The following is a 17,244-nucleotide window of genomic DNA, read 5'->3' on the forward strand; positions in this document are numbered from 1 at the left end:
CATATAATACGTATATATAACAACGTTCATACTTCTATTACCCACAAACTCCTATGAGAAAGTCTTTAAAAATTCTTTACTATCCTATGTTTTCAGTGCTCTGTTGCTCCATTCCCGCTCATGCGCAAATGGTAGCTTCCATTGAAAAACCGGGCAATGCAATGCAGGCCAGGCAAAGCCAGCCAACTCAGGTTTCTCTGAAAAATGTATTGAAAGAGCTCGAAACCAAATACAATGTTTCGATCGCTTATCAGACAGACCTGATCGAAAATGTAATGATAGACAGCCGGTTGGCGACGGCAGCCCAGGGCGATGTGAAAGTTGAAAACCGCTTAAACAAGGTTTTGAAAAACCTAAATATTGAATATAAAAAATCAAGAGAAGGATTTTATTTACTTTATAAAGAAGCGGCTAATGAAAAACCGCAGTCTGGCAACATAAAAGATCCTTCCGTTCAGATCCTTAAAGCAGACCTTGAAAATACTTATCAGAATAAAGCTTTCGGACTAAAAGGAAAAGTTACGGATAAAGTAAACGGAGCAGGAATTCCGGGTGTAAATATCCTATTAAAAGGAACTAATATTGGTACTTCCAGCCAGGCAGACGGATCTTACAGTCTTGAAATTCCATCAGCTGAAGGAACACTTGTATTTTCTTATATTGGTTTTAACACGCAGGAAATTGAGATTGCCAACCGCTCTTCCATTGATATTGTACTGGCTGAAAATGCACAGGATCTGAGTGAAGTAGTCGTTACTGCCCTGGGTTTTAAGGAAGTAGCGGATCGGCTGGGTTCTACAAGCAGTAAAGTTGATGGAGCAGCTATTACAAAATCAGGTGAAACCAGCATCATAAACGGATTAGCCGGAAAAGCCGCCGGTGTTCAGATATCACGTGCTGCCGGTGATCCGGGAGCAGCGGCATTTATCCAGATACGCGGACAAAATACATTGACCGGAAATACACAGCCATTGATCGTGGTGGATGGTATTCCTATCAGTAATACAACAGAAGGAGGTACGTCGGGTGGTGTTGTTCCGCAATCCCGTTTGAATGATATCAATCCGAATGACATTGCATCCATGCAAATCCTGAAAGGAGCATCGGCAGCAGCACTTTGGGGTTCAAGAGCAGCGAACGGAGTAATTTTGATAACAACTAAAAGAGGGTCAGAAGGTAATAAGATCAATATTTCTTTTAACTCAACTTTTTCTACGGATCATGTAAACAGCTTTCACCCATTCCAGAGCAAATTTGGCCAGGGATCGGCAGGAGTTTATAACCCGAACGGAGCAAATGCTTGGGGTGATAAAATCGAATCACGCTCTGGCGGTGCCGACGATGTCAACACTACCGGGGCATTTTTTGAAGCACAGGATGGTACCAAATATTACCCGATCATCAAGAAAAACTCTAAAGATGTTTATAATAAATCCAACTACGACCAGGTTTTCCGCAATGGTAGTTTTTGGGACAATTCTTTGAGTTTAAGCGGAGGCGATGCTAAAACAACTTTCTTTTTCAGTGTGGGAGATGTTCGTCAGAAAGGTGTGCAGCGTGGTAACAGTACATATAACCGGACTACATTGCGGTTCAACGCTGAAAGGAAATTTAATGATATTGTTCGTTTGTCTGTCAATGCAGCTTATACGAAAAGTTTTTCAGACAGAATTCAGAGAGGAAATAACCTTTCGGGTGCCATGGTAGGTTTGTTAAGAAACCCTGCCGATTTTGACATTTCTGATTATAAAGGAAGTTATTATTCAAGCCCGACTGCTTCCCCGATCCTGAACAGACAAAGAGGATACCGCAGTTATTTGGGTGCTGTGATTAATCCTGCCAATAATAACTCAGTTTGGGCATTGCATGAACAACAAAATTCCACCGACGTTGATCGTTTCATGAATAGTGCGGAACTCGGAATTAAGCCGGTTTCATGGCTTGACATTATTGCACGTGGAGGAATTGACACCTATACCGATGAGCAGATTAACTATTTTCCTATAAATGATATTACAGGTGCAGGAACTGGCCAGTATCAGGACCAGACTACGAAAGAAACACAGGTAAATGCCGATCTTCTTGCAAGAGCAACCAAAGATTTCGGTGCTAATTTTACTTCTTCTTACGTACTCGGTTTTAATATCAACGACCGGAAATATTACAATATGGGTGTTACCATTAACAATTTCCTGGTTGCCAATGCACCTATGAATTTTGCGAATGCAACTTCCTTAAATCGAACTCCGGTAAATTCCCGCAATGAAGTACGTACAACGCGCACTTACGCAACTGCCAATTTTGCTGCTTACGATGCCGTTTTCCTGAATCTTTCGGGTGCTGCTGAGTCTGCGTCATCTTTCGGTAGCTTGTCAGATAAAACGTTCTTTTATCCTTCTGCTGACGTAGCGTGGTTATTTACCAAGCTGAACTTCCTGCAAAATAACCCTGCACTTAGCTTTGGTAAATTAAGGGCATCTTATGGAGTTGTGGGTGTGCAGCCTCTTCCATACCGTTCAAACACGATATTTTCTTCTACTACTTATTCTGCCAATCCATGGGGAGATAACCTGGTTGGATCGCAGTTTGGAAATGGTGCATATACACAGGGAAGTTCAATGGGTGATCAGTATCTGAGGCCTGAACGCAAAACTGAGTATGAAATCGGGCTTGACCTTAGATTTATCCAGAACCGTTTACGCACCAGCCTGACCTATTATCAAAACAAAATTAAGGATGTACTGGTACCTGTAACCCTTGCACCAAGTACGGGTTTTGCAACAAAATATACCAACGCAGCTGAGCTTCAGAATAAAGGTTTTGAAATGGACCTGACTTTTGACGTGATCAAAAAAGGTGATCTGTTATGGACATTACGCGGAAACCTGACGCGTAACAGAAGTAAAGTGCTTGACCTTGCCGGAACACAATCTCTTTATCTGGTTGGTGGTATTGAAAATTTCCTTGATGCCCGTGCCGTGGTTGGACAGCCAATTGGTGTGTTCTGGAGTAGCCGTTATCTTTTGGATGATCAGGGTGGCCGTGTTTTCGATGCAAACGGTTTCCCTGTTGCCGATCCGACAACAGGCGTGGTTGGAAATCCTAATCCTGATTTTATTTCCGGATTCGGTACAAGTTTTTCATACAAGAAATTCTCTCTGGATGTATTATTTGAAACTTCGCAGGGCGGTGATTATTTCAGCGGAACAAGAGGTATTATGTACAATTTCGGAACGCATGCCGATACCGGTAACGAAGTGACACTGGCGGCTGATACTAAAAATTATGCGGGCAAAACCCTTGCAGCGGGTTCACTGGTGCGTGGTAATATGCATGACTTTGGTGCAGGGCCGGTATTGCTGGATGAAAGCTGGTACACTACATTGGGAAGTGGGTTTGGTTCTCTGAAACAACAATTCGTAGAGGACGGAAGCTGGACGCGCCTTCGTCAGGTATCACTGGGTTACCGTTTGGATGGTGAAAAATTCAGAAGTGCCACCAAATTGCAATCAGTTGATTTCTCGGTATCCGGACGTAATCTTTTACTATGGACGAAAGTGGTTGGAATTGATCCGGACACCAATATGTCTGGCGGGCCATCTGGGCGTAACATGGATTATTTCAATACTCCCGGAACAAGATCATTCCTTTTCAGCATCAAAATAAATTATTGATAATCACCGCAACTGACTGAATTTTTAAAAGATATAAAAATGAAAAAAGTTAAACTAATAAAATTATCAGCGTTAATTCTGCTGACTGGCCTGATCTCCTGTGAATCGCTGGTAGACGACATGAACACGGATTTGAATAACCCGACTGATGCCTCGGCAACACTGATATTGACAGGTGCAGAACTGGGAAATATTTCTGTTCAGGAAGGCCATTTGGCTCGTGTAGCTTCAATGTGGTCAGGTTATTTTACCGGAACTGACCGTCAGTATAAGGACATTTACAGCTACAACGTAACGGGTGCTTCGTTTAATGATGTATGGCAATTTGTTTATCAGGGTGTTGTGGAGCAAACCAAACTGGTAATCTCTAAATCTGAGGTGACCAACAATCGTCTGGTGCAGGGAATTGCAAAAATCATCAGGGCAAATGCATTGGCTACGGCTGCTGCAAGCTGGGGAGATATTCCTTATTCTGAAGCTGCCAATATTACTGCTTTCCCAAATCCGGCTTTTGAGCCGCAATTACAGGTTTACGGTAAATTACAAATCTTGCTGGACGAAGCTATAGCTGATCTGGAATCCGGGATCGGAACTTCACCGGGCGTTGCGGATATTCATTTTGCTGGTGATGCCACAAAATGGAAAGCTGCTGCTTATACTTTGAAATCGCGTTTGTACATGGAAACCAAAGAGTACGCTCTTGCTTATGCCGCAACTGCAAAAGGAATTGCAACGCCGGCAACATCATGGGTTGTAACACATGGTACAACACTGAATGTGAATGAAAATCTGATGTATGCTTTCATTGCAAGGAGCCGCGTAGGGGATATCAATTCTTCATTAGCATTGGCTCCCAAGTTGCTGAATCCGGCTGATGCCATGTACCACGGAAATGCAAAAACAGATGAAACTGCCCGGTTTAACCATCATTTTATTACTGTAAGTACTACAGGAACAGTTATCCCTGTTTCGCCAAATACGAATAGTATAGCTACGTCAAGAGGTTTGTTCGGTCAATCGGCTCCTTATTCGTTGGTAACTTATTCAGAAAATATGCTGACAGCCGCAGAATCGGCAGCAAGAACGCTTGGTTTTACAACAGGACTGGAAAAACTGAATGCATATCGTGCTTATCTGAATACAGGTGGTGATCTGGACGCAACGTATAAAACCGGAACTTATAGCTATAAATACGAACCTTATATTGCGGCTGACTTTGCTGCCGGTGGTATTGTCAATAAAGACGGATTATCCGCTGATCAGGCATTGTTAAAGGAAATCCTGATGGAGCGTTACCTTACTTTCAACGGCCAGATTCTGGGTTTCAATGATTTGAGAAGGACCAGAAATGAAACTTTTGGTGTAAAACTAACACCAAGTGCGGGTTCGGTACTTCCTGAACGGATGGTTTACAGTGAAGCGGAAGTCAATTCAAATACCAGTGCACCTAATCCGGTTCCGGGTGTATTTGTCCCGACACCTGTGAATATGAAATAATCCGAATTCAGGCAGTCCCGTCAAAAGCGGGGCTGCTTTTTCTTAACCCACAACGTTTCATAATAAAAATGATCATTCCTGAACCAGCTAAAATCCGTCCGACGGCTGAAAAAGCCGTCGGACCGGTAAATAAAAACAAGCACAAAAATTATTTATCAACAGGCTTAACCTCCCTATTTTTAGCCCTAAGCCTGACAGCAATCGCTTCGCCGCACAAAGCGGCAGAGGATTCGGTAAAAGTAATACTTACAGAAGGTACCAACATTGCCATTGCATTATCACCTGACAAGAATACGATTGTCATGGATTTGCAGGGAACGATTTATAAAATTCCGGCAAGCGGAGGAAAAGCCGTTGCGCTGACTGACGCGCTGGGAGATTGCCGACAGCCGGTCTGGTCTCCTGATGGTTCCAAAGTTGCTTTCCAGGCATTTTGGGATGGCAACTTTCATATCTGGACAGTGGGTAAAAACGGTGGAATTCCGGTACAAATCACATTCGGAACATTCGATGACCGCGAACCCGCCTATTCTCCTGATGGCAAAAGCATTGTATTCTCATCTGACCGGAGCGGGAATTATGATGTCTGGTCCATGGATCTGGCAACGGGTACAATGAAGCAGCTTACCACAGATCCGAACAACGATTATTTCCCTTCCTACTCGGCTGATGGTTCCAAAATCGCTTATGTTTCCGAACGCACTTCCGGCCCTGGTATTTACATCAAAGACCTGGCTGGTGAAGAAAAATTATTTTTAACCAGTAAAGGAAAACTTTCTTCTCCTGTCTGGCATCCGGCTCAGCCTAAAATCATTTTTAACAGTTTTATTGATGGCAAAAGCTTGCTGGATATGGCTCAGGTTGGAGGCGGTGAATGGCAAACTTTATCTGACGAAAAAGAAGATGTTTTCCCATTCAAAGTATCCTGGATTTCTGATACAGAATATTTGTATTCTGCTGATGGCCAGATAAAACGCGGCAAAATAGGTGATAAAAAAACAACTGCAATTCCTTTTCAGGTACAGATAAGCCTGGGACGCGGAAAATATCCGCAGAAGATTCATGATTTTAATAATATCAAAGAAGTTGCAGCAAAAGGAATCAGAGGCCCGGTGGTTTCTCCTGATGGAAATACCATTGCCTTTACGGCTTTGAGTGATTTGTATCTATTAAAAAAAGGAAGTGCAAAACCGGAAGCTTTAACCAATGACTCATTTATTGAAATTGATCCGGCATGGTCGGCTGATGGAAAACGGCTTGCGTATGTGACTGACCGTAAAGGTAATATGGATCTTTATGTGCGGGATATTGCAACGGGTAAAGAAACGCTGATACTGGACGCAGCCGATAATATTACTTATCCCGCATGGTCAGCCGACGGTACCAAAATCGCTTACTACCAGAAAGATCCTGCTGTATTTGGCCGTTACGCATTAAAAATGATCGAACTTTCTTCGTCGAAATCAACTACTTTGTACGAACCCTTATTTGACGGATCGCAGCCAAGCTGGTCTCCCGACGGAAAATATGTGGTGATTTCTGCCCTGGTTCCATATTCAAGCCGTTACCGGGAAGGGGTCAGTAAATTTCTGGTCATTTCAACAGAAGATAAAAGCAGCCGTTTTATCACACCGATTAATGAAAAAACACTTTCAACTCGTGGTAAAAATGGCCCATATTGGTCACCGGACGGAACAAAATTTGCATTCTCTATGGACGGGCTTTTGTGGACCGTTGCCGTAGACGCACAGGGCACATTGCTCAATGCGCCAAGAAGGCTGACTAACGAACTGGCTGAATATCCCAGCTGGACCGGTGATTCCAAAAGTATTGTTTACACTGCAACGGATGTTTTAAAAAAGGTATCAATCGTTGACGGAACCACAGAAACAATTCCCCTGCAATTAAACTATAAACCTGCAATGCCGACCGGGCAAATTGTAGTACATGCAGGTAAACTTTTCAATGGCCTTACCAAAGAATACCAGACAAATGTTGATGTCCTGATAGAAGGAAACCGTATCAAAAGTATTGAACCGCACAAAGCAGGACGAGCAGGAAAACTGATCGACGCTTCCAAAAAAGTAATTATTCCTGGTTTAATAGAGATGCATACGCACCAGACTGCGGCTGCCGGAGAGCAGCTGGGCAGGTTATGGCTGGGTTATGGAATTACAACAATCCGGGAACCGGGAGGCGATCCATATGATGTACTGGAAAGGAAAGAATCCTGGTTAAGCGGAAAAAGAAAAGGCCCGCGTAATTTTTATACAGGCGGGATTATGGATGGAAGCCGTATTTATTATGGCATGAATATCGGAAATGTAGCAGGAGCACAGCTTGATCTGGAACTTGAAAAGGCAAAAAGACTGGGTTTTGATATGATTAAAACTTACGTCAGAATGACGGATGCAATGCAGCAGCGGGTAACCAGTTTTGCACATGTTATGGGTGTGCCGGTTTCTTCTCATGAAATTTTTCCAGCCATGAAATATGGCGTTGATGCGGTGGAACACATGGGTGCAACAAGCCGCCGGGGTTATTCTCCCAAACTGACTTCACTTAATAATTCTTATCAGGACGTAACTGAACTGCTGATTAAATCAGGAATGAATATTACGCCAACTGCTTCCCTGCAAGGCGGATTGCCTATGCTGGTTCAAAAAGATCCTACATTTTTTGATAACAAACAGTTTAAAGCCTTTTACTCAGAAGAAGCCAAAACAGCCATACAGGTTTTGACCGCATCACGGATTAAAAATAATCCTTCATTTCTCACCTCGTTCGGGAATATCCAACGGACAGTTAAAACAATGGTTGAAGGAGGAGGCCACGTAACGCCCGGAACAGATTCACCAATTATCGCACCTGGGTTCAGTTATCACGCAGAACTCCAAAGCTGGGTTGATGGCGGTATCTCTAATTTCGAAACGTTGAGAGCGGCAACATTATGGTCAGCGGAATCACTGGGAGTGAGCAAGGATCTGGGAACACTGGAAAAAGGAAAACTGGCCGATCTGGTTATTCTGGACGGTGATCCGATGGTGAATATCAAAGACCTGTTAAATGTAGAAACCGTTATCAGAAACGGAGAAATATTTCTGATCGACGATTTATTAAAAAAATAATTACCCGTCGGGGCGGCCCTTGTGGCCGCCCTACTCTTGTTTAAATGGGCCGCCACGAGGGCCGCCCCGACGGGTTGTTCCAACGATTCAATGAAATTTATTTGATTTAAAATAATAAAAATGATTAAAAAATTCAGAACCAACCGAATTTCAAAATTAAGCGTGGCCTGTCTGGCTGGAATGTTATTTACTGCCAATGTGGTTGAGGCTACGATTTTTAAGGCCACAACCGTCGGATCATCAATTAATAAAGCCAGTGTTCTCGCAGCAGACTCCATAAAGGTTTCTTTAACCGAAGGAACCAACATGGCAATCGATTTATCTCCTGATAAAAAATCAATTGCACTGGATATTCAGGGTACAATATGGAGTATTCCTGTTGCCGGCGGAACAGCAAAAGCGCTTACTGACGGAATGGGAGATTGCCGCCAGCCGAAATGGTCACCTGATGGAAACAAGGTTGCTTTCTTTTCTTTCCGTGATGGTTACTACCACATCTGGTCTGTCAATAAAGACGGTTCCGGTTTAAAGCAAATCACTTTTGGCGTTTTTGATGAACGCGAACCGGATTGGTCACCTGACGGCAAATCCATTATTTTTTCCTCTGATCGTAAAGGGAATTATGATATCTGGAAAATGGATCTCGCCACAAAAGCTTTAACGCAGCTAACCAAAGATCCTGCGAATGATTATTTCCCAAAATATTCTGCTGACGGAAGTAAAATTGCCTTTGTATCCGAACGTACAAGCGCACCGGGTATTTATGTATTGAGCGGAGAAAGCAATGAAAGCCTGGCCGTAAAACATACAGCCAAGTTAACAGGGCCAACCTGGAACATGGATGCAACAGCTATTTATTTCAGTGCATTTTCAGGCGCCGCAAGTACTTTGGAAATGACGGACCTGAAAGGTGCAGAAAGCAAAACTGTTTCGGAAAAAGGAGAAGATGTATTTCCATTCCGTATCAGCTGGTTATCGGCTGACGAATATTTGTATAGTGCCAATGGAAAAATCAACCGTAAAAAAGTAGGTGGCACAAGTGCTTATCCCATTTCATTCAAAGCAGAAGTAACGGTTGTAAAGCCTTCGTATACCAGAAAGAAATACAATTTTGATAACAGCAGCAAGCCACATCCTGTAAAAGGAATCAAAGGCTTGAATGTTTCACCCGATGGAAAAAGTTTCGTCTTTTCGGCTCTTGGTGATATATGGTTGTTGCAAAAAGGAAATCCAAAACCCAAAGCACTTACGAATGACAATTTCATGGATTCCAATCCTGTCTGGTCTCCTGATGGTAATACAATTGCTTTTTTAACAGATCGTAGTGGCGCTATGAATCTTTGGATCCATGACGTAAAAACGGGCAAACAGGAAATTCTTGTAAAACTTGACTATGATCTTAATTATCCGGCATGGTCACCAGACGGAACCAAAATTGCTTATTATCAGGCCGATGGTAAAAACTCATGGGGGAGAGGAACATTACAAATTCTGGATGTAAAAACAGGAAAAACTGAAAAAGCGCATGAATCCGTTTTTGTGCCAAGTCAGCCAAGCTGGTCACCAGACGGTAAAACGATTGCATTATCTTCACTGGAAGTAAGTTCTTCAAGATTCCGTGAAGGAATTAATAAGATATTACTTGTATCACTGGACAAAAAACCAGACCGTTATGTCTCACCCGTTCCGGACAGGTCACTTGGAATGCGTGCGAAAAACGGTCCGAGCTGGTCACCGGATGGTAAAATAATGGCTTATGTGCAGGACGGATTATTGTGGACAATCGCAGTGGACGAAACCGGAAACCTGATCGGGCCGCCAAAACGCCTGACCAATGAATTATCCGAAGTGTTGAGCTGGACACAGAATTCGTCGGGAATCGCATACATGGCAACGGACACCATCAAACAAATCCGTATTGCTGACGGTGCAACCGAAGTAATTCCAATCGACTTTAATTGGGAATACAAACAGCCAAAAGAAACCGTAGTGATCCATGCAGGAAAACTTTTTGACGGCAGAAATAACAAATACCTTACCAATGTTGACGTCGTTGTAGTTGGAAACAGGATCAAGGAAATTGTACCTCACAAAGCGGGACGTACAGGTAAATTAATTGATGCTTCTACTCAAACAGTTATTCCGGGTTTGTTCGAAATGCATACGCACCAGCATGCTATGGCGGGTGAAAAATTGGGCCGTTTGTGGCTTTCTTATGGAATAACTTCTTTGCGTGAAACCGGTTCAGATCCTTACGACGCACTGGAAAGAAAGGAAGCCTGGGATGCTGGAAATCTGACAGGGCCACGTGAATTTTTTACAGGCGGACTTACCGACGGAACACGCATTTATTACGGGCTTGCTAACAGCGTTCAGTCTACAGCGCACCTCGATCTTGAGTTGGAACGTGCTTCGAGGCTTGGTTACGATATGATCAAAACCTACGTAAGAATGCCTGATATTCTTCAGGAAAAAATTACAAATTATGCGCATAAAATTGGCGTTCCGGTTTCGTCACACGAGATTTTTCCTGCTATGCATTATGGCGTTGATGCGGTAGAACATATTGGTGGCACGAGCCGTCGCGGTTACTCTCCCAAGATTTCGTTGATGAACCATACGTATCAGGATGTGATGGAACTTTTGGTAAAATCGCAAATGAATATCACGCCAACAGCATCATTGCAGGGTGGATTTTACGCTATGGCTGGAAAAGATCCTAATTTCTTTCAAAACAAACAGCTGAATGCATTTTATTCTGCACCGGCAATTAAGGAAATGCAGGACGCTGTGCCTATGATTGAAAAAATGCTTCCGGGATATATAGCGAATTTTGGTACGATCCAGAAAACAGTGAAAGATTTACTGGCCGCTGGTGCACGTGTCACAGCCGGAACCGACAGTCCGTTTATTCCTTATGCTATGAGCCTTCACACAGAACTGCAATGCTGGGTGGATGGCGGAATCACGCCTTTTGAAACTTTACGGTCGGCAACACTCTGGTCGGCAGAGGCAGTAGGTGTAAGTAAGGACCTGGGAACTTTGGAAGCGGGTAAACTGGCTGATCTGGTTATTGTGGACGGCGATCCGCTGGTTAAAATCCAGGATGCATGGAATGTGAAGCAGGTAATGAAAAACGGTATTCTGCATGATATTGATTCACTTTTGAAAAAACCATGATGATGAAGAAAATATTATTTATGCTGTTGCTGGCTGTTTCCGGTATTTCAGCAGAGGCCATTGCCCAGAACAAAACAAATAAAACGGATGTGCTGGTTGACAAGCAAATGCTTCCTGCACTGGAAGAATTAAAGGATTATGTAGCGATTCCAAACGATGCGCTGGTTGCCACGGATATAGATAAAAATATTACCTGGGCAGAAAAAGCATTTGCAAAACGTGGTTTTAAAACAACCGTTCTCCCAACAGATCGCCTGCCTTTGTTCCTGGCCGAGAAAACGTATCCGGGTGTTACAAAAACGGTATTGTACTACTTTCATTTGGATGGACAGGCTGTTCGCCCCAATGAGTGGTTCCAAAAAGATCCGTATATGACGGTTTTAAAAGAAAAATCGGGTGACGGTTCTTTCAAGGAAATTGAGTGGAATGTATTACAAAAAGCACCGGTCAATGATGAATTGCGGATTTTTGCACGTTCAACTTCCGATGATAAAGGCCCTATTGTGATGTTTTTGCACGCCATGGATATTTTGAAAGCTGAAAACAAAAATGCGCCTTACAATGTAAAAGTGATATTGGATGGCGAGGAGGAAAAAGGTTCGATGGGATTGAAAGGCGCTTTGGTTAAATACAAAGCAGAACTGAAAGCCGATTTCCTGATCGTGATGGACGGGCCGATGCATTCTTCCAATATTCCTACTTTAACTTTTGGATGCAGAGGCGGTACAGGTTTTTCGCTGACAACCTATGGTGCGATTACGCAGCAGCATAGCGGCCATTTTGGAAATTATTCTCCTGACCCGACTTTCATTTTATCAAAAATTATATCGTCCATGAAAGACGATGATGGAAGAGTTTTGATTGATGGTTTTTACGACGGGATTAAATTTGATGCCGAAGCAGTGAAAATGATGGCGGCCGTTCCGGATGTTACTAAGGATATTAACGAACGCCTGCAAATTGCCGAAGAGGAAAAAGTTGGTAAAAATTACCAGGAGTCAATGCAATACCCTTCTCTTAATGTTCGTGGATTAAAAGCCGCAGTGGTAGGGAAAGGCGGCGGTTCTATAATTCCGGAAATGGCAATAGCTGAATTCGGTATTCGTTTGGTTCCTGAAACCGAAGGAGGCAGAATGACAGACCTCGTGAAAAAACATATTCAGAAACTGGGCTATGAAGTGCTGGATCATGTTCCAACCAAAGAAGAAAGGCTGAAATACAAAAAGTTGGTTTTCTTTGACGGTGGCGGGGCCGGTTCTCCAGCATTCCGAACCGAAGTAAACTCACCTATCGGAAGCTGGCTGAAAAAATCAATAACAGGCAATTTTAACCAGGATCCGATTATCATCAGGATTATGGGCGGTTCGGTTCCGGTTGCTCCGTTTATTCAGACAATGGCCATTCCGGCGGTGATCGTTCCATTGGTGAATATGGACAATAATCAACACAGCCCGAACGAAAATTTACGACTTGGAAATCTAAGAACGGGCATCAAAACCTGCTATTCGCTTTTGACATCGTCGATATAATTTCATTTCAATTGCCAATCTTTTGATTCTATTTCAATTGCCGGGGGTTTATACCTCCGGCAATTTTATTTATACAATAAGTTCTACCTATAATTACAAAAAAGTGTACTTCTTGAAAAATATTACATTTAGATTAAAAATAAACTAAAATACTGTACTACTCATTATTAACAATTTATTATATTTATAAATATTAATAAGGCAGAATAATATTTTGAATGAAAATTTTGTAGCTCTTATAAAAAATATGAATAAATCAATATTTTCAGATCGGGAGTTGTTGAAGCAGCTTTGTAATGGTAGTACAGAAGCATTCAAATTATTATTTGATCAGTATTACCCTGTTCTGGTTCGTGTGCTGATGCGGTACTCAACAGACCAGGAAGAAATTAAAGACTGGATACAGGAAATCTATATAAGGTTATGGGAATCGCGTGAAGAAATCCAGGTAGATTCTATTGATAATTTTAAAGCGTATTTTATTGTAACGGCAAGAAATTTTGCAATAAAAGCATTGGCTAAAAAAAGGAAATTAAAAACTGAACAATTTCAGGATAAAGACCAGGAGGAAATTGCTGACAACAACGGATATAATGTACTGGAAGAAGTCGAATTGAGACAGGCATATCATGCTGTGATTTCCCGGCTTCCCGTCAAAACCAGGAAAGCCTACGTTTTGAACCGTGAAACCGGCCTGACTTATAAAGGAGTGGCAGAGGAATTGGGCATATCCATCAAAACAGTGGAAGCGCAGATATCCCGAGCTATTTCTTTGCTTCGTCAGGAACTGCATGTATTTCTTCAATAAAATTAATATCCTCCTCTTTTAACTTTTTAAATTTAAACCAGCTCTAATCATATCAGGCTGGTTTTTTATTATTTAAAAAAGGTTGGGCTTTTGTTGCTAATTGTTCAATTTCACCGGTACAGGAAAAGCAATTGTTTTTTGTTTAAATATTAAATTCTCCGGAAACTGTTATGTTATCAAAAGAAGAAGCAAAGAACATCATAGATAAAGTACTCGCATTTTCCAGGTCGGACGAAATAAGTGTCGGACTGTCGGGCGGCAAAACAGGTAATATCCGTTATGCAAGAAATTCAGTTTCAACCAGCGGTGAAACAACCGATATGTCACTTTCTGTAACTTCGGTTTATGGTAAAAAATCCGGGACTGCCACAATCAATGAATTCGATGAAGTTGCACTGGAAAAGACAGTAAGAAGGGCAGAAGAAATAGCAAAACTGGCTCCTGACAATCCTGAATACGTTCCTATGCTGGGGCCACAAACGTATCTGGAAATTGATTCGTTTGCAGAAAACACAGCGGCTATCAATCCGGATTACCGCGCACAGGCCGCTTTTGAAAGTATTGAACCCTGCAATAAAAAAAATCTGACAGCGGCCGGATATTTAGAAGATTCAGCTGGTTTCTCCGCAATGGGAAATCATAAAGGGCTTTTCGGATATAATAAGGCCACATCAGTTAATTTTTCCATAACCGTTCGCACCGAAGATGGGAAAGGCTCGGGATACGCAGCTCGGGATTATAATGATGCTTCAAAATTAAGTTCCGGATCTGCTACGGAAGTTGCCATGCAAAAGGCTCTGGCGTCATCCAATGCAAGGGCGCTTGAACCGGGGAAATACACCGTTATATTAGAACCAACCGCGAGTGTCGAACTGCTTGGAAATATGATGCGGAGTATGGACGCACGTAATGCTGACGAAGGCAGAAATTTTTTGGGCAAAAAAGGCGGAGGAACACGGTTAGGTGAAAAACTTTTTGATGAGCGTGTGAATATTTATTCCGATCCGCAAAACCTTGAAATTCCGGGATCTCCTTTTGGAGGTGGCGGGGGGCGTTTTGGCGGAGGTGGTTCGGACGGAAGGCCACAGGAAAAAGTGGTTTGGGTTGAGAACGGAGTGGTAAAAAATATGTTTTATTCCCGGTACTGGGCAGAAAAACAAGGCGTTAAAGCCATTCCGCAGCCATCAGGATTTACATTTCAGGGCGGGACAGAAACTTTGGCGGAAATGATCAAAGGAACTGAAAAGGGAATTTTGGTAACACGTCTCTGGTACATACGCGCTGTTGATCCGCAAACATTATTATATACTGGATTGACCCGCGATGGTACATTTTATATCGAAAACGGGCAGATCAAATATCCTGTGAAAAATTTCCGGTTCAATGAAAGTCCCGTTATTATGCTGAATAATCTGGAACTGGCCGGAAAACCGGTGCGTGCAGGAGGAAACCTGATTCCACCATTAAAGATCAGGGACTTTACATTTACCAGTTTATCAGACGCAGTTTAAATGGCAGGCGGCAGTCAGCTATCGGCTATCGGCTGAACGCTCATACATTTCAGATGAATGCAATAGTTGAAATCCTGAACGCAAGCCGACAGCCGAAAATCGATCGCCGAAGTATGACAGCCGATTGCCGATATCTGACGGCCGACTGCCATTTAAATAGTTATCATTCCTTATATATAAAGTGCGTTGGTTCTGTTTTGTTTTTTACCTATACTTAACAGCACAGGACTATTTGATCCAAAGTCATATTATTGAAACTTAGCAAACACCTTTTACTTTGAAACGTAGAGATTTTATAGAATTGGCTGGACTTGGAACCGGAGCGTTCATGTTACCCGGCTTTGCAATGGGAAGAAGTGTGTCTCCGGAAGCACTTATGGAACCCGGAGTTGATATTGCTATTAAGAAAAGACTGGCGGATGCAGCACTTAATGCTGCCAAATCCAAAGGTGCAACTTATGCTGATGTCAGGATTGGCCGTTATCTTAACCAATATGTTATTACGCGTGAAGATAAGGTACAGAACATCGTCAATACGGAATCTTACGGCGTTGGCGTGCGTGTTATTGCCAATGGCTGCTGGGGATTTGCTGCTGTTGTAGATGCAAAAAATGAATCTCAAATGGCGAAAGCGGCAGAAGATGCCGTGGCTATTGCCAAAGCAAATGCCAAACTAATGAAAGAACCTGTTCAGCTCGCTCCTCAAAAAGGGTTTGGAGAAGTAAGCTGGAAAGCACCCATCAAGAAAAATGCATTTGAGGTGCCAATAAAGGAAAAGGTGGACCTGCTGCTTTCTGTTAATAATGCAGCCATGACCAACGGGGCCAATTACATGAATTCGGTTTTGTTCACTGTAAACGAACAAAAATATTTTGCATCAACTGATGGATCTTATATTGATCAGGATGTGCACCGGATCTGGCCTATTTTTACGGTAACAGCAATTGATCCGAAATCGGGGAAATTTGAAACCAGGCAATCCTTAAGTGCACCAATGGGCATGGGTTATGATTATCTGCAATCCAATCCTGCCGACAAAGTAACAGGCATTACAACCAGATATAACAAAGGTTATGATATGTTGGAAGACGCAACGGCGGCTGCCAAACAGGCAAAAGATAAATTAACAGCAAAATCTGTTGAAGCAGGGAAATATGACCTGATCCTTGACCCGTCCCATCTCTGGCTGACGATTCACGAATCGGTTGGCCATCCGCTTGAACTCGACAGGGTTTTGGGATATGAAGCCAACTTTGCAGGCACTTCTTTTGCCACACTGGATAAATGGCAATCTAAAAACTTCCAGTATGGCAGCAAAGAAGTGAATCTTATCGCTGACAAATTACAGGTAGGTTCGCTTGGAGCAGTGGGCTGGGATGATGAAGGCGTGAATACGAAAAAATGGGATTTGGTAAAAGATGGCGTACTGGTAAATTATCAGGCAATCCGTGATCAGGTTCATATTTTGGGAGAAAAAGAATCTCAGGGATGCTGTTATGCAGATAGCTGGAGTTCAGTACAGTTCCAGCGTATGCCTAATGTTTCGCTGGCTTCCGGAAAAACGCCATTGTCGGTCGAGGATATGATCAAAGATGTGAAAAAGGGGATTTATATTATCGGTGACGGATCATTCTCCATTGATCAGCAGCGTTATAATTTCCAGTTTGGCGGCCAGTTGTTCTACGAAATCAAAGATGGCAAAATTGTTGGTATGCTGAAAGATGTTGCGTATCAGTCCAATACCCAGGAATTCTGGAACTCCTGTGCACAGGTTTGTGATGAGCGTGATTACCGTTTAGGCGGATCGTTCTTTGACGGAAAAGGCCAGCCTTCTCAATCCAGTGCGGTCTCGCATGGTAGTTCGACAACCCGTTTCAACGGAGTGAATGTTATCAATACAGCCAGAAAAATCTAAAT

8 protein-coding genes are annotated in these 17,244 nt (G+C 42.7%); all 8 read left to right on the forward strand.

Features of this window, described 5'->3' with window-relative positions; genetic code table 11:
• The first annotated feature begins 53 nt into the window (after nt 1-53).
• The 8 genes from KZC02_RS23785 (at nt 54) to KZC02_RS23820 (ending at nt 17,242) form a co-directional block, all read left to right on the forward strand.
• The gene (locus KZC02_RS23785; RefSeq protein ID WP_229253761.1) at nt 54-3,674 is read left to right on the forward strand and encodes a SusC/RagA family TonB-linked outer membrane protein; all 3,621 of its coding nucleotides are present in this window, start codon (nt 54-56) and stop codon (nt 3,672-3,674) included.
• Nucleotides 3,675-3,713: 39 nt separating this feature from the next.
• Nucleotides 3,714-5,171, forward strand: a complete 1,458-nt coding sequence (locus tag KZC02_RS23790; RefSeq protein WP_221390950.1) for a SusD/RagB family nutrient-binding outer membrane lipoprotein — start codon at nt 3,714-3,716, stop codon at nt 5,169-5,171.
• Between the two features lie 68 nt (nt 5,172-5,239).
• Nucleotides 5,240-8,299 (forward strand): amidohydrolase family protein, encoded by a 3,060-nt coding sequence (locus tag KZC02_RS23795; protein ID WP_221390951.1) that lies wholly within the window; start codon nt 5,240-5,242, stop codon nt 8,297-8,299.
• A gap of 120 nt (nt 8,300-8,419) precedes the next feature.
• Nucleotides 8,420-11,479, forward strand: a complete 3,060-nt coding sequence (locus KZC02_RS23800; RefSeq protein ID WP_229253762.1) for a DPP IV N-terminal domain-containing protein — start codon at nt 8,420-8,422, stop codon at nt 11,477-11,479.
• A 2-nt stretch (nt 11,480-11,481) separates the two neighbouring features.
• Nucleotides 11,482-13,008 carry a M20/M25/M40 family metallo-hydrolase gene (locus KZC02_RS23805; RefSeq protein WP_229253763.1) on the forward strand — a complete coding sequence of 509 codons (1,527 nt, stop codon included), beginning with the start codon at nt 11,482-11,484 and terminating at the stop codon, nt 13,006-13,008.
• Nucleotides 13,009-13,255: 247 nt separating this feature from the next.
• Nucleotides 13,256-13,816, forward strand: coding sequence for a sigma-70 family RNA polymerase sigma factor (locus KZC02_RS23810; protein WP_221390952.1), 561 nt, complete (start codon nt 13,256-13,258; stop codon nt 13,814-13,816).
• 170 nt (nt 13,817-13,986) lie between these two features.
• Nucleotides 13,987-15,327, forward strand: a complete 1,341-nt coding sequence (locus KZC02_RS23815; protein WP_221390953.1) for a TldD/PmbA family protein — start codon at nt 13,987-13,989, stop codon at nt 15,325-15,327.
• A 277-nt stretch (nt 15,328-15,604) separates the two neighbouring features.
• The gene (locus KZC02_RS23820; RefSeq protein WP_221390954.1) at nt 15,605-17,242 is read left to right on the forward strand and encodes a TldD/PmbA family protein; all 1,638 of its coding nucleotides are present in this window, start codon (nt 15,605-15,607) and stop codon (nt 17,240-17,242) included.
• The last annotated feature ends 2 nt before the right edge of the window (nt 17,243-17,244 follow it).

The organism is Dyadobacter sp. NIV53 (genome assembly GCF_019711195.1).
Taxonomy (GTDB): Bacteria; Bacteroidota; Bacteroidia; order Cytophagales; family Spirosomataceae; genus Dyadobacter.

Coding starts and splice junctions, on each gene's coding strand:
- KZC02_RS23785 (WP_229253761.1), top strand. CDS start 54: ATGAGAAAGTCTTTAAAAATTCTTTACTATCCTATGTTTTCAGTGCTC.
- KZC02_RS23790 (WP_221390950.1), top strand. CDS start 3,714: ATGAAAAAAGTTAAACTAATAAAATTATCAGCGTTAATTCTGCTGACT.
- KZC02_RS23795 (WP_221390951.1), top strand. CDS start 5,240: ATGATCATTCCTGAACCAGCTAAAATCCGTCCGACGGCTGAAAAAGCC.
- KZC02_RS23800 (WP_229253762.1), top strand. CDS start 8,420: ATGATTAAAAAATTCAGAACCAACCGAATTTCAAAATTAAGCGTGGCC.
- KZC02_RS23805 (WP_229253763.1), top strand. CDS start 11,482: ATGAAGAAAATATTATTTATGCTGTTGCTGGCTGTTTCCGGTATTTCA.
- KZC02_RS23810 (WP_221390952.1), top strand. CDS start 13,256: ATGAATAAATCAATATTTTCAGATCGGGAGTTGTTGAAGCAGCTTTGT.
- KZC02_RS23815 (WP_221390953.1), top strand. CDS start 13,987: ATGTTATCAAAAGAAGAAGCAAAGAACATCATAGATAAAGTACTCGCA.